Genomic DNA, 13,958 nt, shown 5'->3' with positions numbered 1-13,958 from the left:
TCAGTGCACCGGATGATCGAGCAGCGGTTGCTGAACGGCATCGCGTAGCCGTTCGGCATGGTATTGCGCGACGCCGTCTCCGGGATATTCTGCCAGGAAATCGGCAATGTGCAGCAGCGCCGTGGCGGGTTCCCCGCCGCAGATCGCAGCGTAGACGGCCTCCCAGAACGCGCAGAACGCCAGCTCGGCATCGCCGCGCGGGCCGCAGAGCTCATAGACCGTGATCGCCTCGGCAAAGCCCTTCGGCCGGATCTGGTCGACGCTGCGGAACGCGAATTTGTGCTCGGCGCGCGCCCGCACGGCCGCGCTGACCAGGACTTGGGTGCCGTAGTTCTTGTTGAGCCCTTCGAGCCGCGAGGCCAGATTGATGGTGGCACCGAGCGCGGTGTAGTTCATGCGGTCGGCGGAGCCGACATTGCCGACCACGGCGTCACCGAGATGCAGGCCGAACCGCGTGGTGTAGGCCGGCCAGCCCTCGCTGCGGAACGCCCGGTTGAGCTCGGCGTTGCGCTGCAGGCAGTCCAGCACCGCCTCGCAGGCGTGAATGACGTGATCGTCGTCGTCGTCCGGCGCATTCCACAGTGCCATCACCGCATCGCCGATGAATTTGTCGATGGTGCCGTGGTGCTTCATGATCGCCTCCGACATCGCGGCGAAATAGCGCGAGGTGAAGATCATGACCTGCGACGGATCCGCTTTCTCCGTCTTCGCGGTGAAATCAGCGACGTCGGTGAACAGCACCGTGACCTCGCGCCTGACGCCGCCGAGCTGCAACGAGGCCCCGGACGCCATCAGCTGACGGACGATCGGCTGCGGAATGAAGCTGGAGAAATTGCGCACGACGGTGCGCATCGTGAATACCGAACGGCCGAGTTCGTCGATCTCGTCGATCGCCGATTGCATGCGCGGCCGGTCGGCGAGCTGAAAGCGCTGGATCTCGTCGGTCTGCCGCGCCAGTTCGCGCAGCGACCGGGCGAGCAGCGAGCCGAGCCAGAACGCGAACGGCAGCATCGCGATCACAAAGCCGAGCGCGATGGCGAACAGCGCGCGCCGCTCCGAGATGATCTTGGCAAAGAATTCATCGAGCGGGGCGATCACCGCGAGCCGGATGTTGGCCGCCCCGGCGGTCTCGATGCGGTGAAAGGCTGCAACCAGCGTCCGCCCGTCGCCGTCGGTGAAGAACTGCTGTGCGCTGCCATCGCTGCGCCAGGACGCAATCGCCGCAGACAGGCCGGGAAGCTTGAGGGCCTCGATCCGGGGCAGCGCGTCGCGGCGCTCGGCCATCAGATCGCGCATCTCGGGATGGCCGACGATGCGGTCGGCATCGTTGAACAGGAAGGCCAGCCCGGATTTGCCGAGCTTTTGCCGGCTCAGCATCTCCTCGAGGCGATTGAGCAGGAGATCGGCGGCCACCACCCCGCGGCGGCCCTCCCTCAGCGGGATGCGCAGCGTGTAGCCGGGCTCGCCGGTCGCATAGAACACATAGGGCCCGGTGAGCAGCGTCTTGCGATCCTTGAAGGCCTCGACATACCAGGGACGCTGCCGCGGGTCGTAGCTGTCAGGTCCTGCGACTTGCGCGACCTGGATCAAATTTTCCGACAGGAACAGCGTCACCGGCGCAGCAGCAGACGCCCCGGTGCGGGCGATCACGACCACGCGGTAGACCGCGTCGGCGTCGACATTCAACGCCGTGCGGAATTGCGGCTTGGCGCGATCGATGACGTCCATCTCGAGGAACGAGCCGTCTTCGTATCCGACATAGAGATTGAAGATCTGCGGATTGTTGCGCAGCATCGAGGCCAGCAGGCCGTAGAGCCTGGTGTTGTCGGCGATGTCGGCCTCCTGGATCGCCGGCAGCCCCGCCAAAATCTCGAGATTGTCGCGCACATTCTTGAACTGCGCGTCGATGCGGTCGGCACCGAGTTGCCCGACCTTGTCGATGAAGGTGCTCGCCGCCATCTGCGTGATCGAGGAGACCCGCCTGAAGCTGAGATAGACCAGCGTCAGCCCGACCACTAGCACGGCGGCGATGAACACCGTGATGATGGAAGTGCGGAAGCCGATCCGAACCGGCCGCCGGCCGGTCGCGCGCGCATCACTCATCGGGTCTGTCGTTCGCCTCCTTCAAAGCGTTTTCGAGCGAAGTGGGCACCGGTTCGCGTGAAGAAAACGCGTCAAACAAAAGGTAGAGCTTCGGTTCGATCAGAACCGAACCTCTAATACTTCCGTACGATCGGCTTTGCCGGCGCCGTCTGTGGCGCGGCGGTCGAGAGCTGGAACGTGACCCAGGCCGTCCATCCCTCCGCGCGGTTCTCGGCGGCGAAATCCTTGTAGCCGCGAACGTTCAGATAGCCCTGATAGCCCTCGCCGACCGGAAAGATGAATCCGACCTGCGGTCCGATCCCGGCGACGCGTCCCTTGAAATCGCCGAGCTTGGCGCCAGCCCCGCTATCGCCGGTGAGCTGCTGGAAATAGTAGCCGGCAACACCGACATGGACGTTCTTCTCAATGAACTTCGAAAGTCCCCAGTCGACGTGGAAGTCGATGCCGTTCTGGTACTGCAGATCCTTGTTCATTCCATTGTAGGTGACGCCGGCCAGCACCGAGAACTCCTGGCCGGATTCCGGATTGAGATAAGTATAGGCGCCGCCGACGTCGATCGCGACGAATCCGAAGCTGAGATTGGCGAGACGGGTGCTGTCATAGGTCCCGCTCGGGATGTTGCCAAAGATATAGAACATCTCGTTGTTGACACCCTGATTCCATTTCAGGGTGCCCTGGTAGAAGACGTCAGAGACCGTGGTGCGGTTGTCGGTTGCGACGCCCGAGAGCGTGTTGCCGCGCGGGCCGGTCAGCGTCGCGTCAACGCCGACACCGATATTTCCCGGCGCAGTCAGGAAGGTCACCGCCGCCTGCCCGCCAAGCACGGACTGCGCCCAGGTATAGGTGAAGCCTTCGATCAGCACGTCCGCATGGGCGTTGAGCCCGGCGACGACGGATCCCGGCACGCGGTTGCCGATGACGAAATTCTTGCTCGCGTTGGCGCTTTGATCGAGGTGAATGTAGATCGTCTCATACGCCCAGCCGGGCATCGCCGGCGCCGCCGTCAGGCTGGCGAACGCGCCGGGCAGCCAGAAGCTCAGCCCACCGGCGTCGGCCAACGCCGTGCGCGGCACCGCCGACAGCGCGAGCGTGCCGACGATACCGAGTAAAGCGCGCCTGTGAAGTTTGACCATCGTCATCTGAACCTCCCCACCTCGTTCAAGACATCGTAGCGGATTCGCGCGCACTTCAGTTCACCGCCTGCGCCTCCGGGAATTTCCACTTTCCGTTCAGGATCTCCGGGCGCGGCCGATAGAGCCGGACCGTGTAGTTCCAGCCCTTCATGGTCGGCAGGCAATTCGGAATCTTGCCGTCGCAGCCACCGAACTGAATCGCGATCGAGCCATCGGCGGATTTCTTCGCCGTGATGTTGTTCAGCGTATATGCGTCGTAGGGATTCTTCTCGAAATATCCCTTCGCGTCGTAGACGCTGATCGACCAGAACGCGTCGACGGGAACATCCTTGACGGTCAGCTTGTACACCGTGGCGCCGTCGTTCTTCGGCGGCGTGATGCTGAGGTAGGACGCGTCCTTGTCGGGATTGCCGCCCCAGCCGGCGGCGGTGCCGATCAAGTGTCGCACCGGGTCGACCTGCCCTTTGGGCCCGAACGCGTGGGCGAAGCCGCCGGTATAGTCATTCAACGCCAGCAGCGCGTCGCGGATGCTCTTCTGGCTGACCTGATCCCAGTTCGGCAGCTCAAGCTTGCCTTGTGCCTTCTGGTCGACCTTGATGGCATCCTGCAATGCATGAACCTGCGCGAGGTCCTTCGGGTCGTTCGGATCGACCAGCGTGCGAATCCCGGCCACCACGTAGCGCGTGCCGACATTCTGGCGCGTCAAGGTGCGTTTACCGGTGCCGTAATACACCGCGGGCACGTAGTGATCCTCGTTGATCACCTGCAGCGACATGAAGCGTTTGCCGGCGTCCGGCATCGTGATCGTTACGGGACCAGCGTCGAGGTCGAACACGCCGGATGTATAGAGCGTATCGCGATTGAGCCGGATGACCGACTGCTTGTCGATGCTTGCCGGCTCGCGTCGGTGGCTGAGCTTGCCAAGGCCGGCGTCCTTGGCAAGGTTGTTGATGTAGAGATCGGACTCCGCGCGGGCGAAGTTGTCGACGGTGACCGGCACGGCGCCGCTCGTGGCAGACGCTGCTCCGACCGTGGCATCCGCCACGCGCTGCAGCAGCGGCCGCTTCCATTTGCCATTGAAGGCGTCGGCCTTCGGCCAGTACAGCCGAAGCGCCATCAGGAACGGGCCGTTCGGCGCCGGCAGCCAGTTCGCCTCCTTGTCCGCGCCGGGCGACTCGCGCTGGACATAAAGCGTCAGGCCGCCGTCCGCATTCCTCTTCAGGTTCGGCAGCATCGGCGAGTTGATGAGGTAGCGATGCAGCGGGTTGGCGACGAGGTAGCGCTGCGGCAGGTCGTACATGGTCAGCGACCAGAACGCATTGACCGGCGGCAACTGGCCGGGCGCAAACGTCATGGTGTAGCGGCCGGCGGTGCCGTCGAGGTGCTGGCCCGCGGCGTCGATGACGTAGCCGGGATAGATCGCCTCCTCTTTCGAATTGCCGTAGATGCCGTCGACAGCGCCGATCATGCGCTTGAGGTAGTCGTTCTTCAGGAACGCACGGGTTCCGAACACATCGGCGCTCGTCATCTCGCCGGTCGCCATCTTCTTGTCGGCCGCCGCATACTGCTTCCACGCATCGGCCATGCCGTCCTGCACCGCCTGGCGGATGTCGGGCGCCAGTTGATCGGCATTGAAGGGCTTGCCGGCCACAATACCGAGCGTTGCGAAGCGCGCCCGCAATGCGCTCTCCGTGGGATTCACCGGACAGAACTGCAGGACAAAATTGAGGACGTTGAAGAACTCGGGTGAATTCTTCTGCTGCTGCGGCGTCAACGGCTTGACGAAGTCGATCGCTGACGCCGCGGCAGGAGCAGGCTTGCCGAGGAATTGCGAAAGCGGCTGCAGCTTGTAGCCGGCCTGGACTTTCTTCACATTGTCGATGTCCTCAGGACCGAACAGCTGCGTCCGGTACAGCACGAACGCGAAATCCGTCTCGGACCGCAGCACGCCGCTGATGCCCTTGGGCGTCTCACCCTTCCACTCAGGTCCCGCCAGCAGATAGTTCCCCGGACCGTTGCCAGTGGCGCGGCTGCCGACATAGGCGAAGTTAAAGGTGTACTGGTCGATGAATTGCAGCGAATAGTAGCGGCGCTTCTCGACCGCCGGCACCGTGAAGACCAGCGGCTCGGCACGCAAATCCGCGCCGACATAGGAATACGGCGTGTCCGAATTGGGGGTCTGGATCGCCTTGTCGTCGGGCGTGTAGACGCGCGCGTTGTTGTACAGCGTATTCGCGGGCGCCTTGTATTCCGGTCCGGCACGATCGACGAAATAGGAATATTGAACGCGATAGTTGTCTACCAGCGGAAAGCCGTAGACATAGGCATCGCGCGCGATCGCCCGCGCCTCTTCCGGCGTCGTCTGCGCCGAGGCCGACGCGAGCGTCGACATCATGACGAGCGCGGCAAGTGCGATTTCCTTCATCATGGCTACTCGCATTGGATCACCTCAAAACGGATTGACGTTGTTCGGCCGCTCATGGCTTCGGCTCCTTCGCAGCGCCCGTTGTGATCAGGGGCGGAAAGATCTCCTGCCAGTCCTGCTTCATGTCGACCACGGTCCAGCCGCCGGCTGCGGCCGCGTCGAGCGCCTTGTCGAGCTTGCCGATCTTCGATTGCCGGTCGTAGGCATGTTCGCGGGCGCTATCGGTGTGATGCACGATGCCGGCAAAGCGCGCGCCCTCACCCGCGGCGGTCCATTGCAACATCTGCAGGTCGCCATCCGAATTGCCGAAAGCGAAGATCGGGCGGCGGCCGATGAAGCGGTTGATCCCGACGGGCTTGCCCGGGCCGTCATCGATGAACTCGACCTTGGCCGCCTTCATCAGCTCGGGCTTGCCGTCGGCGCCGATCTGGAACGTGACCACGCCCGAAGAGCCGACCACCTGCTCCGGCGGGTTGCCGTAGACCCGCTCCATCCAGGGCCGCATGAACTCGACGCCGCCGCCGGAGACGACGAAGGTCTTGAAGCCGTTGGCGCGCAAATAGGCGAGCAGCTCCAGCATCGGCTGATAGACCAGGCTGTCGTAAGGACGGTTGAAGCGCGGATGTCTTGCTGTCGCGAGCCAGTCGCGGACGGACTGCGCAAACGCATCCGTGGTCATGCCGGCATGCGTAACCGTCAGGATTTGCGCGACGCCCTTCTCCCCGCTGGCGGCCAGCGCCCTGGTGTCCTTCTCCAGAAGCGCCTTGAAGGGTTGCCGGGCCTTCCAGTCCGGATGCTGCGGCGCCATCGCCTTGACGCGGTCGAGCGCGAAGGCGAGCTGGAAATAGAACGGCTGCTCGGTCCACAGCGTGCCGTCGTTATCGAAGGTGGCGATGCGTCCGGCCGCCGGCACGAAGTCTGCACCGCCTTGCGTCGTCACGCGGGTGACGAAAGCGGTGATCGCCTGCTTCGCCGCGCCGTCATTACAGGACGGCAGCGGATCGGGCTGCGCCAGCGCCTCGCGGTACTCAATAGCGCCGCAGCCAACTGCGAGCAGCGTCACGAGGGCTACGAGCCGGGCAAAGCGGGCGAGCAAGGACATGATCTCGTCGAATTTCCTGTAGAGAGCCACCCGGCCCACCGATAGATGGGCCGGGCATTGAGGGTCAGCGATTCTGGAGTTGTTGCTGGATGATCCGGTTCAGTCCGGCGCGGACCTTGTCGACGTCGACGCCTTCCACCAACGCCTTCTTCTGCTTGATCCCGTCCATCATGCCTTCCAGGATGTTGGCGGGATTGAAGCTCGGCGGGAACGAGCGCGGCGGAAACTCCTTGAACGTCGCGACGAACTGAAACACCTCGTCCATCATGCCGTAGGCTGAGCCGACGTGATTCATGTTCCAGTCCCAGAACGTGTTGGAAGTGATGTCGGCGCGTTCGAAGGGGTCCTGCATCAAATTGAATATCTTCTGCAGGCGAAGCGTGGTGAAGGGTTCGGCCCACAGCCCCATCGTCCCTTCCTTGCGCTGCTCGGAGAAGACGTATTTGTAGTCACCCTGCCGGAAGCACACCAACAGGCCGTCGTCGTCCGAGTAGAAGAACTTGTCTCGCGCGCTCTTGGTGCCGTTGTTGTTGCCGGCGGTCCCGCTGACATTGCGGAGGAACGCGGACTGGTCGTAGCCGTCGAGGTGGACCTTGTAGTTGATGCCGTTCGCGGTGTAGCCCGCCTTCAGCTTACCCACGATGTCGGATTCGCCGGCGATCGCACACAGCGTCGGAATCCAGTCGTTGTGGCTCATGATCTCGTTGCTGACCGTTCCGGGCTTGATCGTGCCCGGCCAGCGCACCAGGCACGGGACGCGGAAAGCGCCCTCCCAGTTGGTGTTCTTCTCGGAGCGGAACCAGGTCATGGCCCCGTCGGGCCAGGTGTTCATGTGGGGGCCATTGTCGCTCGAATAAACCACGACGGTGTCGTTGGCGATTCCCAGATCATCCAGCGTCTTGAGCAGCGAGCCGACGGTGTCGTCGTGCTCCATCATGCCGTCGACATACTCGCTGTCGCCGTGGGTGTAGCGGCCGCGATGCTCGGCGCGCACATGGGTGCGCAGATGCATACGCGTCGCATTGAACCAGCAGAAGAACGGCTTGCCGGCCGCCTGCTGCCGCTTGATGAAGTCGATCGCCGCCGCGGACGTCTCGTCATCGACCGTCTCCATGCGCTTCTTGGTCAGCGCGCCGGTGTCCTCGATGGTCTGCTTGCCGACCTTGCCGAACCGAGGATCGACCGTGGGATCGTCGCGATCCGTCGCCTTGCAGCGCAGCACACCGCGGGGGCCGAACTTGGCGCGGTAGGCCGGATCCTTGGGATAGTCAGGCAGCTCGGGCTCTTCCTCGGCATTGAGATGGTAGAGGTTGCCGAAGAACTCGTCGAAGCCGTTCACGGTCGGCAGCGACTCGTTGCGGTCGCCGACATGATTCTTGCCGAACTGGCCGGTGGCATAGCCGAGATTCTTGAGCAGGCCGCCGACCGACGGATCGAGCTGGCTCATTCCCATCGGCGCACCGGGAAAGCCGACCTTGGTCAGGCCGGTACGAATGCCATGCTGGCCGGTGAGAAACGCAGCGCGACCCGCCGTGCAGGACTGCTCGCCGTAATAGTGCTGCATCTTGAGGCCTTCGCGCGCGATGCGATCGATGTTTGGCGTCTCGTATCCCATCAGGCCATTCGAATAGGCACTGATGTTCGCGATGCCGATGTCGTCGCCCCAGATGATCAGGATGTTCGGCTTGCGGCCGGATGGCGCCGCGGGCGCGGGACTGGTGACTGGTGCTGCCTTCTGCGCCTGCGCCAGCGCATCGGACGTCAGTGCCGCCGCGGCCACCAGGGTCGATGTCCCCAGCAACAGATTGCGGCGGTCAATCGCCTGCTTCGTGCCGTTCTGCTTGTTGTTCTCGGCGTCGCTGCTCATCAGACACTCCCTTCGTTGCAAGGCATTCATTTCGGCGGGCGAGAAACGTCGGCGGAGGGCCGCACCACGCACCTGAACCCGACATGGCTGGTCGAGGTATCGACCGGCTCGGCATGACGCGCGGCTGGGCGATAACGGCGGCAGTAATTCGGCGCGCAGAGATGCGAGCCGCCCTTCAGGACCTTGCGCGGAATCCTGATCGCGGGCTGGCAGGAATCGTAACTCGCGTCCTCGCGGCCGCCGCGCGGATTTTGCGGGATGCAGCAGGGTTTTGCCGCGTCGGCCTCGTGGCGGGCCGACCACCAGTCGGCGGTCCACTCCCAGACATTGCCGATCATGTCGTGCACGCCGTAACCGTTCGGCGGGAATGCGGTCACCGGCGAGGTTCGGTCAAACCCGTCCTCGCAGAGATTCTGCAGCGGGAAATTGCCCTGCCAGATGTTGGCCATGTGCTTGCCGCCGGGCGTCAGCGCATTGCCCCAGGCATATTCCTCATCGTCGAGCCCGCCACGTGCCGCGAACTCCCACTCCGCTTCCGTCGCAAGCTCCTTGCCGGCCCATTTGGCGTAGGCGAGCGCATCGGCATAGGCGACGTGGACGACGGGATGGCTGCCGAGCACATTGATGTTGCTGCGCGGGCCATAGGGACGACGCCAGTTCGCGCCGCGCAGGAAGGTCCACCATTGGCTCCAGTCGCGCAGCGTGTGGACCCGGCGCGGCGGCGAAAACACCAGCGAGCCGGCGTACAGCATATGCGGCAGCGCGCCCGGATATTGCGCGGGATCGGGCGGCCGCTCGGCTATGGTGATGTGGCCGGTGTCCCGCACGAAGTCGCGGAATTGGGCGTTGGTCACCGGTGTACGATCGATCCAGAAGCCATCGACCGAGGCCCGATGCGACGGTGCCTCCTCGGGATAGTGATGGTCCGAGCCCATGCGGAAGGTGCCGCCGGCAATCCAGACCATGTCGTCGGTCTGCATCCGGTCGTCCGGCCCTGGTTCAGCGGAGGTGATCTCTGCCCGGGACATGGCGATGCACCTGTTCGCGCGCTACCGTGGGCAATGGTCCCGGAACCCCTGCGTTCTCGGTGGGGCGGTGACTCCGATGACCGCTCCGAGGAAAATCTTGCTGAAGATGGCAGCCTTGTAGATCACAGGCTTGTAGGTCACAGGCTTGGGTTCGTAGGGATCCAACGTCGTGCTCGATCGCATTGTCGCGCCCTTCCATTTTTCTGTACTGCACTTCTCGGCAGCGTTGATTACGTCAGGCCCGCTTCCCTTTCTCTGCTTGTCGTTATCGGTGCGCGCGTCCGCACGCGCCCGCTCCTGCGGCGCGTGATCCGTCCCGCCGGACGTTGTCACGAGCTGTTTCGCTTTGGGATCAAACGATAGCGCAACGCGCCTTGCATGTGATGTGCAGTTTGTGCCACCCGCAACCCCAAGGCGTGCAGCCTTAACGAACGATGTCCCAATTCCATCAATCCGATATCGTCGTCGGATTCTCTTTCTCGAAGAAACAAGCGAAAAACTGCGCGTTTGCGAAATCCGCTCGACGGGCTCACGGTACGAGTCCAACCGAGCGAGGCACGATGTCGCAGGGCGCTCGGTGCACTGACTTCAAGCGCCTGCACTCAGTCGATCGATCGCGCTGCCGTTGGAAGCGTGGATTCGTCGCGGCATTCACCGGGATCGAGCGTAGACGCGAAGCCACCGGCTTCGTCCCGGCATCTGCCGGTGAGCAAGCTCCTATCAGGTCAAGAAACCGGTGTTCAAAGCCGGGCATCGGACCTGCGGTGGAACACTGCAATTGCCTGAACAGCGTGTAAGCCCCGCGTAAGGATGACCGCGTCCAATTCCATGAACAGCCGGCGGACTTATCCGAACGTCGCAAACGCAGATCACACTTCGCCGGCTTTCCGCCGCGATTCCGCGCTGCTAGAGTTCCGCGCCTTGGGGAGGAAAATGCATGTTCAGGAAGTTGCTGCTTGGTCTCACCGTGATTGCGTTTGCTGGTGCCGGCGCTGCCTTTGCGCAGCAGAGCGGCATCAAGCGAACGCCGCTGCAGAAGGTCGATTTCCCGGCGGGCTACAACACGGTCACGGCGATTGCCGAGGTTCCAGCCGGGGGTGCGTCCGGTCGTCACAGCCATCCCGGCGCTGAAACCGGCTATGTGCTCGAGGGCGAGTTGGAACTTGCGATCGACGGCAAGCCGCCGCTGAAGCTCAAGGCAGGCGATTCCTACCAGATTCCGGAAGGTGCGGTGCACGATGCCAAAACTTCCGGCGACAAGCCGCTCAAGGTGCTAGGGGTCTACGTGGTCAAGGCCGGCGAGCCCTTGGCCAAACCGGCGCCGTGAGCCGAACCTGTTGGCCTCCGACCAGTTGGTTCATGTTGGCTTCAGGTGCGGCGAGCAACCATCCGAGCTCGCCAGGCCTTTTGATTTTTGCCTGAATGCAGGGATATGAACCGAACAGATGCGCGGCAAATTTCGTCGGATTTCATTGCCGCGCCGTCTCGTCGCAGATCTGATGTACGCGTCGGCCGGCGTGCCGTTCGTCTCCCTGACACGCTCGCTGAACGTTCGTGCGGTGGTCGAGGCCCGCGTACGCGCGGCGCAGGCGCCGGGCTGGGCCGCGATCTTCGTCAAGGCATTCGCGCTGGTCGCCAAGACCGAGCCGACGCTGCGCACCCTGCACGCCAAATGGCCCTGGCCCTGTCTCTACGAGCTGCCGTGCAGCGTCGGCATGGTGGCCATTGCGCGCGTTGAGAAGGGCGAGGAATGCGTACTGTTCGAACGCGTCCGGGGCGCCGACGAGATGGCGCTTGGCGATGTCGATGCGCTGATCCGGCGCGCCAAGACCGCGCCGCTGCACGAGATCCCCTCATTCCGCAAGATGCTCTGTGTGACGCGCCTGCCGTTTCCGCTGCGCCGCCTGGCATGGGCGATCGGGATGAATTTCGGCCGGCAGCGCGCCAATTTCTGCGGCAGCTTCGGCGTCACCTCGGTCGCGGCCTATGGCCCGGGCGAGTTGCACGCACTGAGCCCCGGGCCGTTCCTGCTGAGCTATGGCGTGATCAAGCCGGACTTGACCATCGATGTGGTGCTGCGCTGGGACCATCTGGTCTGCGACGCCGCCCTGATTGCCCAGACCCTGACCCGGCTCGAGCAGGTGCTGGGCGGCGAAATCGCCGCGGAATTGGGCGCGATCCGGCCGCAAGCCGACGCCCGGCCGGTCCGGGCGGCCGGAGCTCGGCTTTGAGCTGTGAAACCGGCCGATTTTGACGCCGATTCGACCCAAATCGCCCTGCGTTTTGTTTGACAGAACCGGACTTTCTCCTTAAGACCACCCTTGCTCGCGGGCCGGTTTCGGCCCGCGATGCGTTTCGCGACCCGTGGTTCTCCCCGAGCTTTCGAGGCGGACCTGTCGGTACGGGCCTTTTTTGGCCGGTACACAGGAGGGCGCGTCTCCTCAAACCTGAAACTGACAAAACGCCGGGCACTTCGTGCGACGGCTATCAAAGAGGACGCGATGACAAAGCGCAGTGAGGCGAAGTACAAGATCGATCGCCGCATGGGCCAGAATATCTGGGGCCGCCCGAAGAGCCCCGTGAACCGCCGCGAATACGGCCCCGGCCAGCACGGCCAGCGCCGCAAGGGCAAGCTCTCCGACTTCGGCGTGCAGCTGCGCGCCAAGCAGAAGCTCAAGGGCTACTACGCCAACATTTCCGAGCGCCAGTTCCACGGCATCTATGTCGAGGCCAGCCGCCTGAAGGGCGACACCGGCGAGAACCTGATCGGCCTGCTCGAGCGCCGTCTCGACACCGTGGTCTATCGCGCCAAGTTCGTCGCCACGATGTTCGCTGCGCGCCAGTTCATCAACCACGGCCACGTCAAGGTGAACGGCCGCAAGGTCAACATCGGCAGCTACAAGCTGAAGATCGGCGACACCATCGAGGTCAAGGAAGCCTCCAAGCAGCTCACCCCGGTGCTGGAAGCCGCCCAGCTGCCCGAGCGCGACCTGCCCGACTTCCTCGAAGTCGATCACGGCAAGATGACCGCGAAGTTCGTCCGCATCCCGGCGCTCGGCGACGTGCCGTTCCCGGTGCAGATGGAGCCGCATCTGATCGTCGAATTCTATTCGCGCTGATCACAGCACGCATGCGAGATCCGAAAGGCCCCGGTTTTGCCGGGGCCTTTTTGTTTGGCTAAAGTCGCGGCACACCGACCGAGAGAACCATCATGCACTACACCCCTGCCCGGCCCGATCCCAAGGCGCCCGCCGTCCGCATCAACCTGTTGTCGGACACACAGACGAAACCGACGCCCGGGATGCGCGAGGCGATGGCACGGGCGGAGGTCGGCGATGAGCAGGTCGGCGACGATCCGACCACCAATGAGCTCAACGCCCGCGTCGCCGATCTGCTCGGCAAGGAAGCCGCCGTCTTCATGCCGTCGGGCACGATGTGCAACGTCGCGGCGACGCTGGCCTATTGCCGCCCCGGCGACGAGATCCTGGCGCACGCGACCGCGCATATCATCGCCCGCGAGGGTGGCGCGCATGCCGCGCTCGGCGGTTTCCAGATCACGCAGCTGCCGGGCGACGACGGCCAGTTCACGCCGGAGACCTTCCGCGCCGCGCTGCATCCGCGCACCCGCTACCAGCCGCTGCAGGTGCTGGTCAGCGTCGAGCAGACCGCCAATATCGGCGGCGGCACGATCTGGAAGAAGGCCGCGCTGGACGAGGTCGTGCGCATCGCCAAGGACCATGGGCTCGTAACCCATATGGATGGGGCACGCCTTCTGAACGCGACCGTCGCCTCAGGCATCTCGCCGCGCGACATGACGGCGGGCTGGGATTCCGCCTGGATCGATTTCTCCAAGGGACTCGGCGCGCCGATCGGCGGCGTGATCGCCGGCAGCCGCGCCTTCATCGACGATGTCTGGCGCTGGAAGCAGCGGCTCGGCGGCTCGATGCGGCAATCCGGCGTCTGCGCCGCCGCCTGCATCTACGCGCTCGATCACCATGTCGACCGTCTCGCCGACGACCATGCCAATGCGCGGGCGCTGGCGCGCGGGCTGGCGCAGATCAACGGCATCGCGGTGCAGGCGCCCGAAACCAACCTCGTCTTCTTCAAGCCCGACGGCGCCGGCGTCTCCGGCGACAAGATGGTCGCCGAGCTGCGCAAGCGCGGGGTGACGCTCGCGATGATGGACGGCCGGATCAGGGCCTGCACGCATCTCGATGTCACGGCCGCGATGATCGAGGAAGCGGTCGGTCACGTCAGGGACATCGTCCGCGGGGCGTAGCTCCATCCGGCTACGAAGCCG

At 64.0% G+C, this 13,958-nt stretch carries 10 protein-coding genes and 1 pseudogene; 4 read left to right on the top strand and 7 right to left on the bottom strand.

Annotated elements, in window-relative coordinates; genetic code table 11:
- The 7 genes and pseudogenes from BraRD5C2_RS34895 to BraRD5C2_RS34865 form a co-directional block, all read right to left on the bottom strand.
- Positions 1-2,103 carry an adenylate/guanylate cyclase domain-containing protein gene (locus BraRD5C2_RS34895; RefSeq protein WP_223976173.1) on the bottom strand — a complete coding sequence of 701 codons (2,103 nt, stop codon included), beginning with the start codon at positions 2,101-2,103 and terminating at the stop codon, positions 1-3.
- Positions 2,104-2,216: 113 nt separating this feature from the next.
- Positions 2,217-3,242 carry a SphA family protein gene (locus tag BraRD5C2_RS34890; RefSeq protein WP_223976172.1) on the bottom strand — a complete coding sequence of 342 codons (1,026 nt, stop codon included), beginning with the start codon at positions 3,240-3,242 and terminating at the stop codon, positions 2,217-2,219.
- A gap of 49 nt (positions 3,243-3,291) precedes the next feature.
- Positions 3,292-4,281: a DUF1254 domain-containing protein gene (locus tag BraRD5C2_RS34885; RefSeq protein ID WP_374708090.1), complete on the bottom strand. Its 990-nt coding sequence runs from the start codon at positions 4,279-4,281 to the stop codon at positions 3,292-3,294.
- Positions 4,276-5,676, bottom strand: a pseudogene (locus BraRD5C2_RS34880) (DUF1254 domain-containing protein); the annotation flags it as partial. The gene BraRD5C2_RS34885 and the pseudogene BraRD5C2_RS34880, both read right to left, overlap by 6 nt.
- Positions 5,677-5,713: 37 nt before the next feature.
- Positions 5,714-6,763, bottom strand: a complete 1,050-nt coding sequence (locus BraRD5C2_RS34875) for an HAD family hydrolase (RefSeq protein WP_223976171.1) — start codon at positions 6,761-6,763, stop codon at positions 5,714-5,716.
- Positions 6,764-6,827: 64 nt separating this feature from the next.
- Complete coding sequence (locus BraRD5C2_RS34870) at positions 6,828-8,630, bottom strand: arylsulfatase (protein WP_223976170.1); 1,803 nt, start codon at positions 8,628-8,630, stop codon at positions 6,828-6,830.
- Between the two features lie 26 nt (positions 8,631-8,656).
- Positions 8,657-9,658, bottom strand: coding sequence for a formylglycine-generating enzyme family protein (locus tag BraRD5C2_RS34865; protein ID WP_223976169.1), 1,002 nt, complete (start codon positions 9,656-9,658; stop codon positions 8,657-8,659).
- Between the two features lie 937 nt (positions 9,659-10,595).
- On the opposite strand from BraRD5C2_RS34865, the gene BraRD5C2_RS34860 reads away from it, so the two are divergent.
- From BraRD5C2_RS34860 to BraRD5C2_RS34845, 4 genes are all read left to right on the top strand, one after another.
- On the top strand, positions 10,596-10,985 hold the full coding sequence (locus BraRD5C2_RS34860; RefSeq protein ID WP_223976168.1) for a cupin domain-containing protein: 390 nt from the start codon (positions 10,596-10,598) through the stop codon (positions 10,983-10,985).
- 118 nt (positions 10,986-11,103) lie between these two features.
- Positions 11,104-11,889, top strand: a complete 786-nt coding sequence (locus tag BraRD5C2_RS34855) for an acyltransferase (protein WP_223976166.1) — start codon at positions 11,104-11,106, stop codon at positions 11,887-11,889.
- Between the two features lie 270 nt (positions 11,890-12,159).
- Positions 12,160-12,777, top strand: a complete 618-nt coding sequence (gene rpsD, locus BraRD5C2_RS34850; RefSeq protein ID WP_223976164.1) for a 30S ribosomal protein S4 — start codon at positions 12,160-12,162, stop codon at positions 12,775-12,777.
- A gap of 92 nt (positions 12,778-12,869) precedes the next feature.
- A complete protein-coding gene (locus BraRD5C2_RS34845; RefSeq protein WP_223976163.1) occupies positions 12,870-13,937 on the top strand; it encodes a threonine aldolase family protein in 1,068 nt (355 codons plus the stop codon).
- Positions 13,938-13,958 lie beyond the last annotated feature (21 nt).

This window comes from Bradyrhizobium sp. RD5-C2 (assembly GCF_019972155.1).
In the GTDB taxonomy this organism is placed as follows: domain Bacteria; phylum Pseudomonadota; class Alphaproteobacteria; order Rhizobiales; family Xanthobacteraceae; genus Bradyrhizobium.
The sequence above is the reverse complement of the archived record's forward strand: the minus strand, read 5'-3'. Positions and strand labels throughout refer to the sequence as shown.

What these genes read in the sequence shown, in the direction of transcription:
- BraRD5C2_RS34845 (WP_223976163.1), top strand. Translation starts at nt 12,870, where the DNA reads ATGCACTACACCCCTGCCCGGCCCGATCCCAAGGCGCCCGCCGTCCGC.
- rpsD (WP_223976164.1), top strand. Translation starts at nt 12,160, where the DNA reads ATGACAAAGCGCAGTGAGGCGAAGTACAAGATCGATCGCCGCATGGGC.
- BraRD5C2_RS34875 (WP_223976171.1), bottom strand. Translation starts at nt 6,763, where the DNA reads ATGTCCTTGCTCGCCCGCTTTGCCCGGCTCGTAGCCCTCGTGACGCTG.
- BraRD5C2_RS34895 (WP_223976173.1), bottom strand. Translation starts at nt 2,103, where the DNA reads ATGAGTGATGCGCGCGCGACCGGCCGGCGGCCGGTTCGGATCGGCTTC.
- BraRD5C2_RS34890 (WP_223976172.1), bottom strand. Translation starts at nt 3,242, where the DNA reads ATGACGATGGTCAAACTTCACAGGCGCGCTTTACTCGGTATCGTCGGC.
- BraRD5C2_RS34860 (WP_223976168.1), top strand. Translation starts at nt 10,596, where the DNA reads ATGTTCAGGAAGTTGCTGCTTGGTCTCACCGTGATTGCGTTTGCTGGT.
- BraRD5C2_RS34870 (WP_223976170.1), bottom strand. Translation starts at nt 8,630, where the DNA reads ATGAGCAGCGACGCCGAGAACAACAAGCAGAACGGCACGAAGCAGGCG.
- BraRD5C2_RS34855 (WP_223976166.1), top strand. Translation starts at nt 11,104, where the DNA reads ATGCGCGGCAAATTTCGTCGGATTTCATTGCCGCGCCGTCTCGTCGCA.
- BraRD5C2_RS34865 (WP_223976169.1), bottom strand. Translation starts at nt 9,658, where the DNA reads ATGTCCCGGGCAGAGATCACCTCCGCTGAACCAGGGCCGGACGACCGG.